The sequence below is a fragment of the Acidipropionibacterium jensenii genome, from assembly GCF_005890135.1.
Lineage (GTDB): Bacteria > Actinomycetota > Actinomycetes > Propionibacteriales > Propionibacteriaceae > Acidipropionibacterium > Acidipropionibacterium jensenii.
In genome coordinates, this window is record NZ_CP040635.1 from 1,703,700 (window position 1) to 1,721,250 (window position 17,551).

13 protein-coding genes and 1 pseudogene are annotated in these 17,551 nt (G+C 69.5%); 5 read left to right on the top strand and 9 right to left on the bottom strand.

All coding sequences use genetic code 11. From position 1 onward, the window contains the following. Positions 1-288: 288 nt before the first annotated feature. Complete coding sequence (aqpZ, locus tag FEZ32_RS07505) at positions 289-1,080, bottom strand: aquaporin Z (protein WP_084648462.1); 792 nt, start codon at positions 1,078-1,080, stop codon at positions 289-291. A gap of 477 nt (positions 1,081-1,557) precedes the next feature. On the opposite strand from aqpZ, the gene FEZ32_RS07510 reads away from it, so the two are divergent. The 3 genes from FEZ32_RS07510 to FEZ32_RS07520 all read left to right on the top strand — a co-directional run bounded on the left by FEZ32_RS07510 (position 1,558) and on the right by FEZ32_RS07520 (position 6,181). Continuing rightward, entirely contained in the window at positions 1,558-2,256 is a 699-nt protein-coding gene (locus FEZ32_RS07510; RefSeq protein ID WP_138680346.1) for an ATP-binding cassette domain-containing protein, read from the top strand. Next, on the top strand, positions 2,256-5,426 hold the full coding sequence (locus FEZ32_RS07515; protein ID WP_138680347.1) for a YhgE/Pip domain-containing protein: 3,171 nt from the start codon (positions 2,256-2,258) through the stop codon (positions 5,424-5,426). The genes FEZ32_RS07510 and FEZ32_RS07515 overlap by 1 nt, the downstream gene beginning before the upstream one ends. An 86-nt stretch (positions 5,427-5,512) precedes the next feature. Beyond that, complete coding sequence (locus FEZ32_RS07520; protein WP_138680348.1) at positions 5,513-6,181, top strand: TetR/AcrR family transcriptional regulator; 669 nt, start codon at positions 5,513-5,515, stop codon at positions 6,179-6,181. 16 nt (positions 6,182-6,197) lie between these two features. Here the strand turns inward: FEZ32_RS07520 and fni are convergent, their stop codons facing one another. From fni to FEZ32_RS07550, 6 genes are all read right to left on the bottom strand, one after another. Then, a complete protein-coding gene (fni, locus tag FEZ32_RS07525; protein ID WP_097798379.1) occupies positions 6,198-7,349 on the bottom strand; it encodes a type 2 isopentenyl-diphosphate Delta-isomerase in 1,152 nt (383 codons plus the stop codon). Further along, a complete protein-coding gene (locus FEZ32_RS07530; protein WP_138680349.1) occupies positions 7,346-8,452 on the bottom strand; it encodes a phosphomevalonate kinase in 1,107 nt (368 codons plus the stop codon). Before FEZ32_RS07530 ends, fni begins: the two co-directional genes overlap by 4 nt. Next, positions 8,449-9,444, bottom strand: a complete 996-nt coding sequence (mvaD, locus tag FEZ32_RS07535; protein WP_028702680.1) for a diphosphomevalonate decarboxylase — start codon at positions 9,442-9,444, stop codon at positions 8,449-8,451. Before mvaD ends, FEZ32_RS07530 begins: the two co-directional genes overlap by 4 nt. Positions 9,445-9,454: 10 nt before the next feature. Beyond that, positions 9,455-10,411 (bottom strand): mevalonate kinase, encoded by a 957-nt coding sequence (gene mvk / locus FEZ32_RS07540; RefSeq protein WP_036981067.1) that lies wholly within the window; start codon positions 10,409-10,411, stop codon positions 9,455-9,457. A 188-nt stretch (positions 10,412-10,599) separates the two neighbouring features. Then, complete coding sequence (gene ddaH, locus FEZ32_RS07545; RefSeq protein ID WP_097798382.1) at positions 10,600-11,370, bottom strand: dimethylargininase; 771 nt, start codon at positions 11,368-11,370, stop codon at positions 10,600-10,602. 113 nt (positions 11,371-11,483) lie between these two features. Further along, positions 11,484-12,941 carry an amino acid permease gene (locus FEZ32_RS07550; protein ID WP_138680350.1) on the bottom strand — a complete coding sequence of 486 codons (1,458 nt, stop codon included), beginning with the start codon at positions 12,939-12,941 and terminating at the stop codon, positions 11,484-11,486. Positions 12,942-13,090: 149 nt separating this feature from the next. Between FEZ32_RS07550 and FEZ32_RS07555 the strand changes: the two genes are divergently transcribed. Beyond that, positions 13,091-13,882, top strand: coding sequence for an HAD-IIA family hydrolase (locus FEZ32_RS07555; RefSeq protein ID WP_036981065.1), 792 nt, complete (start codon positions 13,091-13,093; stop codon positions 13,880-13,882). A 247-nt stretch (positions 13,883-14,129) separates the two neighbouring features. Here the strand turns inward: FEZ32_RS07555 and FEZ32_RS07560 are convergent, their stop codons facing one another. Then, positions 14,130-15,698 carry a patatin-like phospholipase family protein gene (locus tag FEZ32_RS07560; protein WP_138680351.1) on the bottom strand — a complete coding sequence of 523 codons (1,569 nt, stop codon included), beginning with the start codon at positions 15,696-15,698 and terminating at the stop codon, positions 14,130-14,132. A gap of 43 nt (positions 15,699-15,741) precedes the next feature. Then, complete coding sequence (locus tag FEZ32_RS07565; RefSeq protein WP_028702675.1) at positions 15,742-16,596, bottom strand: hypothetical protein; 855 nt, start codon at positions 16,594-16,596, stop codon at positions 15,742-15,744. Positions 16,597-16,758: 162 nt separating this feature from the next. Here FEZ32_RS07565 and FEZ32_RS07570 point away from each other — a divergent pair. Further along, a pseudogene (locus FEZ32_RS07570) lies at positions 16,759-17,548 on the top strand (cation diffusion facilitator family transporter). The last annotated feature ends 3 nt before the right edge of the window (positions 17,549-17,551 follow it).

A 17,551-nucleotide genomic window follows, 5' to 3' on the forward strand; every position in this document is an offset into this window, starting at 1 on the left:
CTGAGCTTCCTATGATCGGCCTCCGATGATGGAAGTGGTAGCGCCGTTCAGAGCTCTCCAACACCGTCCTGGCAACCGGTGCCGCCTATGGGGCAGCATGCTGTGGGTCCAGAATTACCGGCTCTTCGCGTCAAGGTTTCGGATCCGTTTCGGTGTGCCCGCACACATCGAGACGTTGTTTTCGGGGGGCGTCTGTCCGGGTCGTGGGACCCTCCAGCAATGCGACGGGGCCCGCGCACATTCGAGAATGTGCGCGGGCCCCGCGACGGGTTCGGTGCTACCGGATCATCACGCCGCTTCGGTGAACTTCTTGCCGAAGATCGGACGGTAGATGAAACCGGCGATGAGGCCGCCGATGATCGGGAACACGATGAACACCCACAGTTGGGCCAGGTTGGCCGAGCCGCCGTAGATCGCCGCGGCGATCGAGCGGGCCGGGTTCACCGAGGTGTTGTCGACCGGGATGGTGACGAGGTGGATCAGGGTCAGCGACAGACCGATGGCCAGCGGGGCGAAGCCGGCCGGGGCGATCTTGGCCGTGGTGCCCAGCACGACGAGCACGAAGATCGCGGTGAAGACGATCTCGACGATGATCGCACCGGTGATTCCGAAACCACCGGGGGAGTGGGCGCCGTAACCATTGGAGGCGAAACCGGTGGCCTTGGCAGCCGAGAAGAACCCGGCCTTGGACGAGGCGATCGCAGCAATCACCGAGGCGCCGACGAAGCCGCCGATGATCTGGGCGACGATGTAGCCGACGGTGTCCTTCCAGGGGAACCGGCCGGAGGCCGCCACTCCCAGGGTGATCGCCGGGTTGAAGTGCCCGCCGGAGATCGGGCCGAAGGCGTAGGCGCCGACCACCACGGTCAGGCCGAAGGCCAGAGCCACGCCGAGGTGGCCGACTCCCACCACGTTGTTGTTGGCGCTGGGGAACACTGCCGCCAGGATCGCTGTGCCGATGCCGCCACCGACCAGGACCATGGTGCCGATCGCCTCGGCGACCATGCGATGAATGAGATCGGGTCCTCCTGAAGTCAGGGGCGGTTCGGGATCCCTCGGGATCGTGATCTCGTTGGGCATTGCAGCAACTCTCCTTCATGACTGTGGAGAGGCAGCGCCTCTCCACGGCGGACACTAGTCGCAATCGGCAGTGGGGTGATAAATCCCACGTATTGGTCTTCTTTTCCGAGGTGGGAGAACTGGGGAATTTCCAGCGGGCTGCGCCGTTTCTGCTGTTCGGGCCATCGAATTACATGAGCCACGAAAACACCGTGGACGTCATTGTGGAAGCCGCACATGGCGTCATATCGGGGGCAATGGGGCGGGGTCGGATCTGCCGCCCGTCCTCATCCGAGGTCTGCGGGCAGCTGGCTGTGAGCCACTCCGCCGGGTGCCGCACGCCTGCCGGCACAGACCCGCTGGCGCAGACCCGTCAGTACTGACGCGACTGTACGGACGCGACAGGGGCGCCATCTCATCGATTCTGATTTGTACTGACCGGTCAGTATAGTGCTCGACGGGTGCAGGTCGCACCGCGCGTAGGTACAGGAGAGTGTGATGACGAAACTCGCCATCCAGGCTGGGGACCTTCACCTGGCAAGCAGGCGAGGTCTGGTCTACGGACCCCTCGACTGGACGTTGGAGGATGGGCATCTGGGGATCGTCACCGGTCCTCCGGACAGTGGCAAGTCCACCCTGATGCTCACCCTCGCCGGGCGGATGCGACCCTCGAGGGGATCGCGACTCGAGGTCCTGGGGCACCAGTTGCCCGCCGCGGAACGCTGGGTCCAGCGCCACACCTCGGTCACCGGGGTCGCCGGTCTCGACGATCTGGACGACGTCGTGACGGTGCGCTCGACCGTCCGCGAACGTCTCGCCTGGCTCGCGCCCTGGTACAAGATCGTGCGTTACCCCGGCAACGAGCAGATCGCCGAGATCTGCCGGCTCGCCTTCGGCGATCTGCCGGTTCCCACTGCGAAGACCCGCGTCTACGAGCTGGACGAGCCGTCGAACCTGCTGCTGCGTATCGCCCTGTCTCTTGCCAGCAGTCCGGCGCTGATCACCGTCGACGCCGTCGACCAGCTCCACGACCTGTCCGACCAGGACACCGTCTGGTCGCGGCTGGACGCCATCGCGGCATCGGGTGTCACCGTGGTCGCCTCCACGACCGACGCGCACGAGCTCGACCGCATCCCCTGGACGACCGAGCCGTCCCACCTTGATCTGACCACCACCGACATCGCCGAGGAGGCGTGATGTTCGCCTGGACATCTCACGGAACCGAACTCAAGAGGTTCTTCCGGCAGCCCATCACCCGGATGGCCCTCGTCGTGCTGCTGCTCATCCCACTGCTCTACGGCGCCATGTACGTGTGGGCGTTCTGGAACCCGGTCGACCGTCTTGACGACCTGCCGGTGGCGCTGGTGAACCAGGACGTCGCCGTTCAGAGCAACGGCAGGACCGTCCACGCCGGCACCGATGTGGTCACCACACTGGTCGACCGGAAGCCACTGGGATGGCACCTGGTCGACTCCTCGACCGCGGCCGACGGCGTGAAGTCCGGCAAGTACTACTTCTCGGTGACGATCCCTGCGACCTTCTCCTCCGACATCGTCTCCCTCGGCAGCCAGGATCCGACCTCCGCCGAGATCAAGGTCACCTACAACGACTCGAACTCCTTCCTGGCCACCGAGCTCGGCAGCAACGCCATGACCCAGATCCGCGACGTGGTGTCCCAGAAGATCGGGCAGACGGCGGCCAAGACCCTTGTCGTGGGACTCGGTGACGCCCGGAACGGCATGACGAAGGCCTCCGACGGCGCCTTCGTCCTGCAGGACGGTCTCAAGAAGGCCAAGGACGGTTCCACGACGCTGAGCGTGGGGACCAGAGAACTCGCCGCCGGCACCGCGCAGCTGGCGGCGGGGGCCGGAACGCTGGCCGATGGCACCGCCAGCGCCGCAGGCAAGGTGTCGACCATGGCCAGCGGGGTGTCGCGGCTCAACACCGGCGCCGAGCAGCTGTCTGCCGGACTCACCGCGCTCCAGAAGCAGACCCCGACCCTGGTCAACGGCATCAACTCGCTGGCCTCCGGAGCGGCGAGCGGCGCCTCGGGTGCACGCGACCTCAGCGATGCCCAGGCCCGATATGTCACCGGCGTCTCGACCGCCTCCGCCGGCGCCCAGCACCTCAGCACCGGCCTCGACAGCGCACTGGCCGGCGCCCGGACCGCCGGGAAGGGAGCCGCGGAGCTGTCCAACGGAGCCTCCGATCTCACCGGCCTCCAGAAGGGTCTGGCCCAGGCCGCCGACACGACGTCGGGGGCACCGGCCCTGGCCGACGGAGCAACCCGGCTGGCCAACCAGTTCGGGACTCTGGTGACCGGCGTCTCGGAACTGTCCACGGGAGCCAGCCACTTCTCCTCCGGGGCCACGACCTTCTCCTCCGGTGCGACCTCCTTCGCATCCGGGGCGAAGCGCTGGACCGGCGGGGCCCAGACCTGGCTGTCGGGAGCCCAGACCGCCTCGGGATCCCTCAAGACCGGGGCCAGTCAGGTCGCCGACGGGGCGACCTCGCTGAGCCGCGGCGCACGCACCCTGGCCGCAGCCACCGGGAAGGACTCCACGCTCCACCAGGGAGCCGCCCAGGTCGCGGCCGGTACCGACCAGACCGCGACCCAGCTCAAGCAGATCAATGCCGCCGTCATCGCCGCCAGAGCCGAGCTCGACCGAGGCGACACCGCCGGTGCCAACCGGATTCTCTCCGGCCTGGAGACGAGCACTGGCCAGAGTGCCCAGCGTCAGGCCTCCGACCTTGCCGCAGGCGCCTCGCAGGTGCGCGACGGCATCTACTCCAGTGGCGGCACGACGTCGGTGCACGCGGCGGCCCAGAGCCTGGCCGATGGAGCATCCCAGGTCAGCAGCGGCAGCTCGCAGCTCAGCAGGGGAGCGGGGTCGCTCGCCGGCGCCGTCTCCAGCAACGGGCCGCTGGGAACCGGACTGTCCACCCTGTCCGGATCGGTGCCAACCCTGTCCGGAGCCGCCCAGACTCTGACGAAGGGGTCTGGTGAACTCGCCAGCGGCTCGGCCAGTCTGGCCACCGGCGCCAAGACCCTCAGCGGCAGCCAGGGATCGATCAACCAGCTGATGGTCGGGTCGAAGGCACTGTCGAGCGGTATCACCCAGATGAGCACGAAGGCCTCGACCGGCATCCCGACCCTCCAGAAGGGACTCGTCCAGCTCAGCGACGGGCTCAACAACCCCCACTCCGACAGGGGGCTCGTCGCGGGCCTGGCGCAGCTGGACACCGGGGCCAGGAGTCTGTCGGGTGGATTCACCAACCCCGACCCCGGCAGGGGCCTGGTCGCCGGGGCGAAGGCGATCAGTGCCGGCAGCCAGCAGCTCGCCGCAGGGACCTCGAAGATCAGCAGCGGGGCCGGTGCACTCGCCTCTGGGGCCACCACCCTCACCAGTGGCGCGAATCAGTTGGCCGCCGGTGGCAAGCAGGTGGCCTCCGGAACCGGCCAGCTCAACGCCAAGGTGCCGGCGCTGGTGAGCGGAGTCGCGGCTCTCGACCAGGGAGCCCAGAAGATCCACAGCGCCACCACGAAGGTCGATTCCGGCGCGGCCACCCTGGCTGCCAGGACGCCGACCCTGACCACCGGGCTGAGCACCCTCGAGCACGGCGCCACCACGCTGGGAAACAAGCTGAGCAGCGGGGCCGGACAGATCCCCCACGACTCCGCGTCGGTCCAGACCCAGCGGGCCAGGGCCGTCAGCTCACCGGTCGGCCTGGCCAAGCACAACCTGCACCAGGCGGCGTCGTGGGGCGAGTTCTTCGCACCGTTCTTCATCGGCCTGGGCCTGTGGGTCGGTGCGCTGGTCGCCTGGCTGCTGCTGCGCCCGCTCCAGTCGCGGGCCCTGATGACCTCGGTCAGCGGGTTCCGGATGGCGTGGGGATCGCTCAACTCGGCGCTCACCCTGGCCGTGGGACAGGTCTTCATCATGCTCTCGGTGATGCACTTCGCTATCGGCATCAACCCCAACCACGCGGTGGCGACCGTGCTGTTCGCTCTCCTGGTGGCCGCCGCCTTCTTCGCCCTGCAACAGATGCTCCAGATCGGCTTCGGCTCGGCCATCGGTAAGGTGATCATCATCTCGGTGCTGATGCTGCAGTTGGCCTCGGCCGGTGGCACCTATCCGATCCAGACCGAACCGGGATTCTTCCAGGCCGTCAGCCCGTGGATGCCGATGACCTATGTGGTCAACGGACTGAGGCAGGCGATCACCGGCTCGATCGGGCCGAGGTTCTGGACAGCGGTGGCAGTGATGGCCGGAATCTTCGTGGTCTCGTTGGTGCTCTCGTCGATCCTGGCAGCGCGCAAGCGCACCTGGACCCTGTCGCGGCTGCACCCGGCCCTGAAGATCTGATGACGGACCGGGTGGGGTGCCGACCGGGCGGAGTCCGGTCGACACCCCACCCGGTGCGGAACGCTCAACGGTGAGATGGAGGAGTCATGACAACCGGCGGAGACGTACCTGTCGAGCCGCAGTCGGGGCAGGAGTCACATGCCCTCACGAGATCACCCGGGCGACGGGGGGCGACGGCGCAGTCGATTCTGGATGCGGCCACCCACCTGTTCGCCACCCGCGGCGTCTCGGCGACCTCGGTCGACGACATCGCGCTGGCTTCGGGCAGCGCCAAGGGCAGCGTCTACTACAACTTCACCTCCAAGGCGGGTCTGGTGGAGGCCCTGATGGACGAGCACGCCGCCCGGGTCTCCGACTCGATCCGTGATGCCTCGCGCGGTCTCACCGGCGCCGCGCTGCAGCGTGCGGTGGTGGCGACCCTGCTCGCCGACATGCACGAGCACCCCGACTCGGCACGGGTACTGGCCTCGGAGGTGTTCCGCACCGATCGTTCCTGGCGGGAGTCGGTCTCGAGCTGGCGCACCGGCCTGATGGGGCCCCTTGATGCGATCGAGAGCGGCAGTTCCGCCGAGGAGACTGGCAGTGTCGTCAGCAAGGAGAGCCCGGACAGCCGGATCGGCGCCGCGGCCATCGTCGGGGCGACGCTGATTGCCGGTCTGGAATGGCTGATATTCCACCCGGACCTGCCACTGGACCGGGTCGAGGATCACATCTTCCGCACCCTCGGGCTCAACTCCCTGCCGCCGACCGAGTGATCCTGCGCAGCAGCGGTCAGGCCTCGCTGCGCCGCGAGTAGGCCCCCGCGTCGATCCCGCGCAGCTGGCAGTACTCCGCCAGGCCCCGGCGCACCAGCAGATCGGTGCGCTGCAGCCCGGCGACGTCGCGGGCCCCCAGCAGGGCGGCCAGCTCCCGGGTGTGCACCTGCCAGCTGGTGATCAGCTCCACCAGGGCGGCAGCGCCGCCGTCCACCACAGCGCTGAGGAAGGATCCGGCCACTCCCACCGATCCGGCTCCCAGGGCCAGACACTTGAGCACGTCGAGCGGGTTGCGCACCCCGCCGGAGGCCAGCAGGGCGGGGTGCTCCTCGAACCCCAGTCGGCCGGCGTCGAGCAGACAGGCCGGGGCCGACTGCCCGAACCCGGTGAGATAGCCGTAGTCGGCCCCGGGGCGCCGGTCGTTCTCGATCCGCAGGAAGTCGGTCCCGCCGCGTCCCGACACGTCGGCGTACCGGACGCCGATCTCCGCGAGCTGACGCAGGGTCCGGGCACTCAGCCCGAATCCGACCTCCTTGACAAGCACCGGGACCGGCACCGCCTCGACGATCCGAGCGATGCCGTCGCGCCAGTCGGCGAAGCGCGGGGCGCCCTCGGGCATCACCGTCTCCTGGACGGCATTGACGTGGACCTGCAGGACGTCGGCCTCCAGCAGCTCGACCGCCCTCACGGCGTCATCGGCCGACCGTCCCACACCGATGTTGGCCATCACCAGCCCGCGCGGGTTCTCGCGCCGGATCACCCGGAACCCCTCGGCGCAGGACGGATCGTCCAGGGCGATAGACACCGAACCGCACCCCATCGCCAGCCCGGTCTCCCGTGCGGCGATGGCCAGCTGCCGGTTGATGTGACCGGTGTGCTCGGTGCCGCCGGTCATCCCGTTGATGTAGAACGGCGACTCCAGACGCTGGCCGGCCAGCTCGACACCCAGGTCGACCTCCTCCAGTGGCACCGCCCCCAGAGCGTGGTGCAGGAACTCCAGGTCGTCGAACTCGTTGACCGGGGACCCTCCCGGGCGCGGGGGACCGCCCTCGCCCTGGTCCCTGCGGCCCGACCACTGCACGACGGCGAGCCGGACGTGGTCCTCCTTGCGGTCGTGGCGCTGAGCCGCGTCGTGACCCCAGTCGGGTCCACTGGGCAGGGCGCTCATCGGGTCGCTCCGCGAGGGTCGCGCTGAGCCGGGTAGGGGCTCAGATCCAGGGGCAGGATGCCGTTGGACCGCCACGCGTCCAGCAACCCGTCGTGGGCACCGCCGTGCGGCATGAGAGCGACTCCGCAGTCCCCGCCGCCGGCCCCCGACGGCTTGGCGGCCGCTCCGGAGGCCTCGGCCAGATCGCACAGGGCGCGCAGCTGATCGGTCTCGATCCTGGTGCCGCGCAGCCTGCCCAGGCCCTGCAGCAGGGTCCGGAAGGAGCCGATCACCCGCAGCACGGTCGCCGGATCACGGCTCCACGCCGCCACCAGCTCATCGACCCCGGTCCGTGCCCCGGCCAGGAAGGCCTCGTAGTGGGCGTCGGCGTCCCCGCTGTCCCCGGGCACCCGCTCCAGGTGCACCCTCTCCACCAGACGCTCGGTGGAGGCCGGCGACCCGGTCCAGCCGACCAGCAGGTCCAGCCCGGCCAGCGGCCCGAGCTGGGCGACCCGGCAGTCGCGCCACACCGGGGCCCCCAGGGTCTCCTCGACCCCCTGGGCGCCGGCGGTGCGCCGGAGGGCGTCGCGGTCGGGGGAGACGTAGTGCACGAAACCGCCGAAGGTGCTGGCCGCGACATCCCCGCCGGAGGCCCGCGGAGCCACCTCCACGGTGGCCAGCAAGCCGATCCGGAACCTCTCGGTGAGGCTGAGACCCATCTGGTAGAACTCGTCCAGGGCCGCCACCACGGCCACCGTCACGGCGGCCGAGGAGCCCAGACCGAACTTGCGACCGTCCTCGTCGTCCAGCTCGGAGTCGATGTGCAGGTCGAAGTAGCGCGGAGCCAGGCCGCGCTCGGCGCGCAACTGCTCCATCACGGCGATGGTGGCGGTGACGTAGTCGTAGGGGCTGCGGTCCACCACGATCCGCCCGTCGGCGTCTCGCACCCAGGTCACCGGGCCGTGGCCGTACCGGGTGGAGTGGACCCGGCCCATCCGGGACCCCTCGGTGAGCCGGACGGTGATGCACCGGTCGACCGCCACCAGGATGGCGGGATGGCCGGGCTCCACCACGGCGTACTCGCCAGCGATGTAGAGCTTTCCGGGGGCACGGGTCTCGATCATCGGGCCATCTCCTCGGTCGGCTCCGGGCTCACCAGGGCGGCGCCGGGGCCCGGACCCATGACGTGCACCCGGTCGGGATCGGCCACCCCCAGGCCGGCCACCGCCGCGGCCACCCGCGGGGCGTCGGACGGGGTGGTGAGCAGACACACATTGGGTCCGGCGTCGGCGGTCGCCCAGGCGACGACCCCGTCGTGGCGCAGCTGCTGGGCGGCGTCGAAGACCTGGAGACTGCCGGGGGCCAGATAGCGCACCGGCGGCATCGAGGACGCGATCACCGCATGCATCCGCAGCGCGTGGGACTCGGTGAGCTGACCGATCCGCTCGATGTCACCGACCCGGCAGGCGGCCTGCATCTGCGCCAGGGTCAGCTCGGTGGACCTCACCCAGGCCGGGTAGAAGGGGGAGGTCTCGTGACTCAGCCGCATCGCCTCGCGGCTGGACATCGCCTTGGGCCGGTCCGAGAGGATCGCCGTGACGAGCCGAAGATCCGGCCCGGGGATCGGCTCGGCGAAGGAGGCCTGGTCGTCGCCGGCGTGCCAGACGGCCAGTCCGGGGACCACCGAGCGACAGGCCGATCCGGAACCGCGGCGGGCCAACCGGCTCAGCTCCCGGCTGTCCATCTCCAGTCCGTAGGCGGCCGCCGCGGCCATAGCCAGGGCGGCGAAACCGGCGGCCGAGGAGGCCAGCCCGGCCCCGGTGGGGGCCTCGTTGTGGGATCGGACGACGGCCGCCCGGTCATCGCCGGCCCACTGCCGCACGATGTCCAGGAACTCGCTGGTGCGCGCTGCCGCCGCCGGCGAGGCGGGCCTGTCGTCGAGGGCGAACAGGTCGTCCCCCGGCTCATCCTTGAGGGTCACCGTCGTGGTGGTGGCGAGCTGGTCGAGGGTCAGCGACAGCGACCCGGCGTCGGGCAGGATGAGTCGCTCATCGCGCTTCCCCCAGTACTTGACCAGGGCGATGTTCGGGAAGGCGCGGGCGGTGGCCGTCGTCATGCCGCAGTCCTCAGGCCTGGGAGACGGTGGTCCGCCAGGTGCGGGCGGCACCGGCCCTCCGCAGGGCGTGCTCCAACCGCGCCCCGTGCTCGTCGTCGCGGGCCAGAGCGATGACGCATCCGCCGCGCCCCCCGCCGGTGAGCTTGGCCCCGGTGGCGCCGGCGGCACGGGCCGCGTCGACAAGCCGCTCCAGGGCGACGTCGCTCACCCCGAGCTCGGCCAGGTGACGGTGGGCCTCGAACATCTGGGCGCCCAGCCCCTCCCGGTCGCCGGCGGCCAACTGGTCCAGAGAGCCCTCGGCGATCTCGCCGAGCCGGTCGATGAGGCCGGAGATCCTCTCCGGATCGGCCTTGAGACTGGCACGCACCGCACCCACCGCGCGCGCCGTGGAGCCGGCGTGGCCACTGTCGGCGAGGACGAAGACCAGCGGCGCACCCACCTGGATGTGCGCCACCTCGCCGCCGTGGAAGCGGATCGGCACCTCGGAGATGACCGTTCGCGGGTCCAGTCCGCTCGATCGGCCATGGGCGATCCGCTCGCAGTCCATCGCCACCTCGAAGATCTCGTCGGCGTCCATCTGGACCCCGGCGAGGGCGGCAACGGCCCGGGCCACCGCCACTCCGACGACCGCGCTGGACCCCAGTCCGCGTTCGTAGGGGACCGTGCTGTCCAGCCGCAGCTCCACCCCCATGTCCGAGATGCCGGTGTGCCGCTGGGCGGAGTAGATCGCCTCGAGCAGCGGCTGGATGCGCGCCGGGGCGTCATCGGCGTCGCCGTGGAACAGGGCGCTGTGGATCCGGGTGCCCTCGCGTCGGGGGCTCACCTCGGCCACCGCGGTGAGAGCGTGCAGGGGGATCGCCACCGCCGGGGCGCCGTAGACCACGGCGTGCTCGCCGAACAGGATCGCCTTGGCGTGGGCGGAACCGAGGACCGGTCCGCCGGCCCGACCGCTGTCTCCCGAGGCCACTCTCCGGATGGACCGGGAAAGTGCTGTCTCAGGGCTCGCCGGTACGTTGCCTTCGGCCTTGATCCTCACGCGTGCTCCTGTCTGGTGCGGGTTTCGGCTGGGGGCGATGAGAAGGTGCTGGCCGACGGCACGGCAGGTGGATCCCTCGCCTCGGGCCACAATAGTCGCCCTCGGACGCATTCCTGTGATCAGGACAGGCAGCGCAACCGCACCGACAGGCAGGTGACGCAGCCCTCCAGCTTCTCGAACTCGCTGATCGCCACCGTCGTCACCTGGTATCCGAGGCTCCCGATGAGCTCGGCGGTGCGCGGCGCGGAGGCCGACATCAGCAGGTGGGAGTCCGACAGGCAGAGCACCGCGGTGCCGTGCTCCTCGGGGACCGGCAGGAAGCGCTCGAAGAGGGCCGGGTCGTCGACGAAGTCGGGGAAGCCGATGACCGTCCCGTCGGGCAGCGCGGTGACGGCGGTCTTGAGGTGCAGCACCCGGGTCACCGGGACAGCCACCACCGTCGCTCCCAGGGGAGACAGAATGGCGCGCAGTTGCGCGATGCCGGCCGGACTGGTGCGCCCGCCCTGACCCACGTAGACGGTGTCGCCGACCTTGAGGACGTCGCCGCCGTCCAGGGTTCCCGGGGCCGTGATCCGGTTGAGGGAGCAGCCCAGCTCCTCGGCCGCAGACCGCGTTGCGGCGATCTCGCCGCGCCGTGAGGGGGCGCCGGGGTGGGTGGACACCGCCACATTGCGGAACATCACCACCGAGTCCTCGACGAAGACGGCGTCGGGGCAGTCGTCGGCGGGGGCCACCTCGCGGGTCTGCCAGCCGGCCGCGTGGAGGGCGTCGACGTAGCCCTGCCACTGCTCCAGGGCCAGCGGCAGGTCCACCGGAACCCGCTCGATGTGGTCCACCAGCCCCTCGTTGAGACGCGGGCCGGGCTTGCGGACGAGGGCGATTCTCGACATGGGTTCTCCTTGCGTGTCAGCAATGGTGGGTGAGGACTGAGGTGGGTGAGAAGAGAGATGGGTGGGTCGGTTCAGCGGCGGGTGCCGGGTCGGTCCGCCTGGCCCCGGGGAGGCTAGCGCAGATCCCGCGGCGGGGCGGCGAGCTCGGAGTGCCGCCGGCTCCACGTGAAGTAGAAGACCAGGGCGATCGCGATCCACACGCCGAAGGCCATCAGGGTCAGTGCGTGCAGCCCGGAGACGACGTAGATGCACGCGATGATCGACAGGATCGGGGTGACCGGGTAGCCCGGCACCTTGAACCCGCGCGGCAGATCGGGGGCGGTGCGGCGCAGGATGATGACCCCCAGGGACACCAGGGCGAAGGCCGACAGGGTGCCGATACTGGTGAGATCGGCGAGGATCCCCAGCGGCAGGAAACCGGCCAGCACCGCCACCGCGAGGCACACGATCCAGGTGTTCAGCACCGGCACCCGGGTCCGGGGATGGACCTCGGACAGCTTCGCCGGCACCAGACCGTCGCGGCTCATCGAGTACAGGATCCGGGTCTGGCCGTAGAGGCAGATGAGGGTCACCGAGAAGATCGAGATGACCGCGCCGACCGCCAGCACCGTACCCGGCCACGACGATCCGACCACTCCCTCGACGATGTGCGCCAGGCTGGCGGTCTGATCGCTGAAGGCCGAGGCGGGCTGCGCTCCCAGCGCCGAGACGGCCACCAGCAGATAGATGGCCGTCACGATGATGAGCGCGAGGATGAGCGCCCGGGGCACCGCCTTGCGCGGATTGTGCACCTCCCCACCGGTGGTGGCGACGGCGTCCAGACCGATGTAGGAGAAGAACAGCGAACCGGTGGCCATCGTGACCCCGTGGGCGCCGTAGGGGGCGAAGTTCGAGAAGTGGTCGGCGTGGAAGCCGGTGAAGGCGATCGCCGCGAAGATCACCAGGACGACCATCTTGACGATCACCATGATCGAGTTGGCGCGGGCGGACTCCGAGGCGCCGCGCAGCAGCAGGAGCAGGCACATCCCGACCAGGATGACGGCCGGCAGATTCACCAGACCGCCGGCGTCCGGAGCGGCAGACAGGATCGCGGGGAAGCTGAAGCCGAGCAGATTGTGCATCAGCAGGTTGAGGTACTCCGACCAGCCGACGGTCACCGCGGCGGCGGAGACCCCGTACTCCAGGATGAGGCAGGCTCCCACGATGAAGGCGACCAGCTCGCCCATCGTCGCGTAGGTGAAGGAGTAGGAGGACCCGGAGGAGGGCATCGTCGAGGCCAGCTCGGCGTAGCAGACCACCGTGAGTCCGGCGACCACCGCGGCCAGCACGAATGAGATGAGTACCGCGGGACCGGCCTCGGGGACGGCCTGCGACAGGATGAAGAAGATACCGGTGCCGACGGTGCCACCCACCCCGATGAGGGTGAGCTGAAGGGTCGACATCGAACGCCGCAGGGAGTGCGACTCGTCAATCCGCTCGGGAGTCTGGGCGATCCCCTCGGGGCATCCCTCGTCGCTCACTCCGGCGGGCAACCGTCTCCGGAACAGCTCCTGTGCGGTGGGCGTCCGCATCACGGTCCTCCTGGCTGACATCGACGATGCAAGAACATGCATCCAACCTGGGGATTATGCACCATCGGCCTCGATGGCCCCGGGAACAGGCCCCGGCCCGGGCCGCTTTCCCCGCACCGACGTTGCGGCTTCTGGATAGGCTGGGAGCCATGAGAGAACCTGCAGAAGTCGAGTGCTGGCTCACGGACATGGACGGCGTCCTGGTGCGTGAGGAACATGAGGTCCCCGGTGCCAGTGACCTCATCCGGCGGTGGGTCGACACCTCACGACGATTCCTCGTCCTGACCAACAACTCCATCTTCACCCCGCGCGACCTCGCCGCCCGCCTGGACGCGGCCGGCCTCATCATCCCCGAGGAGAACATCTGGACCTCGGCGCTGGCCACCGCCAGGTTCCTCGCCGACCAGAATCCCGGCGCCCGCCTCTACGTCATCGGCGAGGCCGGCCTGACCACGGCCCTCCACGAGGCCGGCTTCATCCTCACTGACACCGATCCGGACTACGTCGTCCTCGGTGAGACCCGCAACTACTCCTTCGAGGCCATCACCAAGGCCATCCGGCTGATCGGCGACGGCGCCCGGTTCATCTGCACCAACCCCGACGCCACCGGGCCCTCCCCCCAGGGGCCGCTGCCGGCGACCGGTGCGATCGCATCGCTCATCACCACGGCAACCGGCGGACGGCGTCCCTACATCGTCGGCAAGCCCAACCCGATGATGTTCCGCTCGGCCCTCAACCGGATCGAGGCGCACTCCGAGTCGACCGCCATGATCGGCGACCGGATGGACACCGACATGGTCGCCGGCATCGAGGCCGGCCTGCTCACCGTCCTGGTGCTCTCCGGGATCACCCAGCGCGAGGACATCGACCGGTTCCCCTACCGGCCCAACATCATCCTGGACTCGGTCAACGACCTGCTGCCGCTGCTCTCGACTCCCTGAGGCGGGGGAGACGACTCCCCCTGCACCCCCTCGTGGCGGGGCTCAGCAGGGGGTTGGGACTCGCCCTGCCGGCCACTTCGCTGATGGTTGAGGCGGGGGAGATGACTCCCCCTGCACCCCCTCGTGGCGGGGCTCAGCAGGGGGTTGGGACTCGCCCCGCCGGCCACTTCGCTGATGGTTGAGGCGGGGGAGACGACTCCCCCTGCACCCCCTCGTGGCGAGGACCCGGCAGGGGAGTGCGCTGCGTTCACCAGGGCGGCGTCAACCCCTCGGGGGCGTGGCCGTGGGCCTCGAGCTGCCGGCCCCAGGTGTCGGCGCCCTCGGGACGCAGCAGCCGGGGAAGGCGGTCGGCGGCGTCTGCCAGACGCCCCTTGACCTCCGCCAGCTCGGCGATCACATCCTCGCTCCCGGAGCGTTGCGGCCCGGACTCTGCTTCGGCGGTCGCGTCCTTCCCCGGGGCGGTTCGCCCGGCCAGCCACTCCTTCTCCAGCTCCCAGCCGCGCATCCGTAGCCTCACGATCTCGTTGACCAGATCGTGCGTCGACGCCCCGGTGGCCGAGTGCACCAGGGCCGAACTCATCCAGCCGTAGTCGCGATTGATTCGCAGCAGCCCCGGATCGACCGTCATCGAGCTGTGCACATCGATCTCGGGGGCGATCACCTCGGCCCCGGCATTGAGGGCGTAGGCCACCTCGTCGCGGCCGGCCTCGTCGGTGAGGATGTCGATGCTGCGGGTCGCCAGGTCCAGCATGTTCTTGGACCCGAAGTCCTCGGAGCGCGAGAGCCCCAGCGGCGCGCAGGTGATGACATAGGGATGGGTCACGCCCAGATGTCCGATGGCCATCTCGGCAGGGATGTTCTCCCGCACCCCGCCGTCGACGTAGTGCTCGCCGTCGATCTCCACCGGGCGGAACACCCCCGGCACCGAGCAGGAGGCCAGCACCCCCCTGGTGACGTCGTGGCGGGTACCGGGAAGGGGATGGTTGTCCCGGTCGACGAGGGTTCCCCGCTCGGTCATGAAGCGCAGCTCCCCGGACTCCAGGGCCACCATCGCCACCCGCAGCCGCACCCCGGAGGAGGCCAGACGCTCACTGTCGAACCAGGCCGGGTCCAGCAGCCGCGACAGGATCGGACCGGCCCGGTAGGTCGATCCGGAGGCGTCGGCGCCGCGCAGGATGGCCTGGAAGTCGCCCCCGTCGCGGGTCAGCTTCGACAGGGCGCTGAGCACCTGAAGCACCACCGAGGGGCGCCAGGTCGCGCCGTCCGGCACCGGGATCTCCCGGGTGGCCAGGTCGAGGGTGGCCGCCTGGCCGGTCAGCGAGGTCGAGATCCGCGACTCCTCGCCCCCGGCGACCGGCTCGGCCGGGTCCACCACGGTGCTGGCGCCGTCCTGGGAGTGGGTGAAGGGCAGACTGATCCGCGGTATCGCCAGGCCGTGGGGCCGGTGGCTGCGGTCGTGGTCGATGAGCTTGGTCCACTCCGGGCCCTTCTCGAGGAGCAGTTTGAACCAGGCCCGAGGGGCGAACATCTCGGACTGGTCCTGCATGGCCATCCACATCCGGTCCAGATCGGCCAGCGCCCTGGCCTGGTCCTCCGGATCCGACCACTGGGCGATCGTGCAGGCCACCACGGACCCGGCGGAGGTGGCGGTGATCACCTCGGGATGGATCCCCACGACGTCGTAGAGATGGCGCAGCGCCCCGACCTGGAAGGACGCCCTGGCTCCGCCGCCGGCGAGCACCAGACCGTGGCGGGGACGCATGGTCGCGTGACCGAAGGTGAGAACGGGCAGGCCCAGCCAGGAGGGAAGTTCCATAACTCGATCGTAGGGGAGGCCGGAACTCGGGCGGTGCCGACGATCAGTGGACCGGGACGGAGTCCTCGATGAGGCAGCTCAACTGGACAGCCAGATCGTCCAGGGTGGTGGCCGGGTGACGGAAGGCCGCGAAGGCGGAGATCGTCTCATCGGGCTGCACCGACATCAGGGTTACCCCGGTGCGGTCGATGTCGGCCAGGAAGACCCGTCCGATGGTGTGCTCGCAGTAGTGGGTGGAGGGCCGCCGCCAGCACACCGCACCGGCGATCGATCCCTCGTCGACGGCGTGACAGATCCGTCGCAGGTACATCTGGTCGACCGAGGCGGTGAGGTCGTAGGCGTCCCACTCCTGATCGGCGTCGGGGTACACGGCGTCACAGGCACGCGGACAGTGGTCGGCCTGGATCAGGGTGTCGAGGTCGATCGGCGTCACCCCGAGGCTGTCGCGCAGCACCACCCGGCCGGCCTCGACGACGCCGACCCGCCCGTCCGGGTTCTCGGCGATCTCACCGACCCTCGGCGGCAGGTCGCCCTGGACGAGCATCAGGAAGGCCTCGTCGGGATCGAGCCAGGTCAGTGTCCCGACCAGGTGCACGGTCGCGGTCACCAGACGCACGGACGGTTCCGGGGACCCCTTGACCAGGTCCACCCGCACCTCGATCGGCTGTCCGTCGGCAGCCGTGGTGGCGGCGGCCTCGGGATCGCGGTAGGCGGCCACCACGAACTGGCCGGAGGTCGTCAGCCCGTGGGCCAGACCGGAGCAGGGATCCTCGGGGGCCAGCCGGAAGGCGAGAAGGGAGGCGCTGCCGGCACCGCTCATGAGCCGGTGGGCGACGGAAAGGTTGTGGGCTGCCACAGCGTCGGCACTGATGGCGGTGAAATCGATCGACGGTGACATCTGTCCCGGTACCCCTCTCGGTTGGTGAGGTAAGCCAACCCTAACCTCTCAGATCCCCCGGAGACCAGCCGAAAGCCGTTCCGTCTCAAATAGTGCAACACACAGGTTGCGTAAATCGGTGGTGAGGTGCGCCGCAAGAGCTGGAATGGCAGAATCATCGCGGTGAACAACACTGGCGGCACCCGGGACCCGGGCCTGAGGCATCGTCCCCCGGAGGACCTCAGCCGGTTCGCATGGCTGTCGATCGCGGCGGCGGTGGCCACCATCGTCCTCAAGACCTGGGCCTGGCGGGTGACCGGATCGGTGGGCCTGCTCTCCGACGCCGCGGAGTCCCTGGTCAACCTGGTCGCGGCGATCATCGCCCTGGTGGTCCTCAAGATCTCGATCCGGCCGCCGGACCAGAACCACCAGTTCGGCCACTCGAAGGCCGAGTACTTCTCGGACGCCACCGAGGGGATCATGATCTTCGTCGCCGCCGGTCGATGACCCTGATCGCCGACGGGCGCCACCTGTTCACCGATGTCATCACCTCGGTGGGGGTGATCGTCGGGATCGCGCTGGTGTGGCTGACCGGCTGGCACCGGTTGGACGCCATCGTCGCCCTGGCGGTCGGGGTCAACATCCTCATCACCGGGGCGAGGCTGATCGGCCAGTCCGGAGCCGGACTGATGGACATCGCGCTGCCCAGCCAGGTCAACGACGAGATCCTGGCCTTCCTCGACTCGCGCAGCAGCAAGACCCTCAAGTTCCACGCGGTGCGCACCCGGGAGGCGGGTTACCGTCGCTTCCTCGAGTTCCACATGCTGGTGCCCGGCGAATGGACCGTTCAACACGGTCACGACGTCATGGAGGACCTCATCGACGACCTCATCACCCGATGGCCGGAGTTGCGGGTGATGGGACACCTGGAACCATCGAGGACCCGCGCTCCTACGAGGACATCGAACTGTAGGGC

What these genes read in the sequence shown, in the direction of transcription:
- FEZ32_RS07520 (WP_138680348.1), top strand. Translation starts at nt 5,513, where the DNA reads ATGACAACCGGCGGAGACGTACCTGTCGAGCCGCAGTCGGGGCAGGAG.
- FEZ32_RS07530 (WP_138680349.1), bottom strand. Translation starts at nt 8,452, where the DNA reads ATGATCGAGACCCGTGCCCCCGGAAAGCTCTACATCGCTGGCGAGTAC.
- FEZ32_RS07555 (WP_036981065.1), top strand. Translation starts at nt 13,091, where the DNA reads ATGAGAGAACCTGCAGAAGTCGAGTGCTGGCTCACGGACATGGACGGC.
- aqpZ (WP_084648462.1), bottom strand. Translation starts at nt 1,080, where the DNA reads ATGCCCAACGAGATCACGATCCCGAGGGATCCCGAACCGCCCCTGACT.
- FEZ32_RS07510 (WP_138680346.1), top strand. Translation starts at nt 1,558, where the DNA reads ATGACGAAACTCGCCATCCAGGCTGGGGACCTTCACCTGGCAAGCAGG.
- mvaD (WP_028702680.1), bottom strand. Translation starts at nt 9,444, where the DNA reads ATGACGACGGCCACCGCCCGCGCCTTCCCGAACATCGCCCTGGTCAAG.
- fni (WP_097798379.1), bottom strand. Translation starts at nt 7,349, where the DNA reads ATGAGCGCCCTGCCCAGTGGACCCGACTGGGGTCACGACGCGGCTCAG.
- ddaH (WP_097798382.1), bottom strand. Translation starts at nt 11,370, where the DNA reads ATGTCGAGAATCGCCCTCGTCCGCAAGCCCGGCCCGCGTCTCAACGAG.
- FEZ32_RS07565 (WP_028702675.1), bottom strand. Translation starts at nt 16,596, where the DNA reads ATGTCACCGTCGATCGATTTCACCGCCATCAGTGCCGACGCTGTGGCA.
- FEZ32_RS07560 (WP_138680351.1), bottom strand. Translation starts at nt 15,698, where the DNA reads ATGGAACTTCCCTCCTGGCTGGGCCTGCCCGTTCTCACCTTCGGTCAC.
- FEZ32_RS07550 (WP_138680350.1), bottom strand. Translation starts at nt 12,941, where the DNA reads ATGCGGACGCCCACCGCACAGGAGCTGTTCCGGAGACGGTTGCCCGCC.
- FEZ32_RS07515 (WP_138680347.1), top strand. Translation starts at nt 2,256, where the DNA reads ATGTTCGCCTGGACATCTCACGGAACCGAACTCAAGAGGTTCTTCCGG.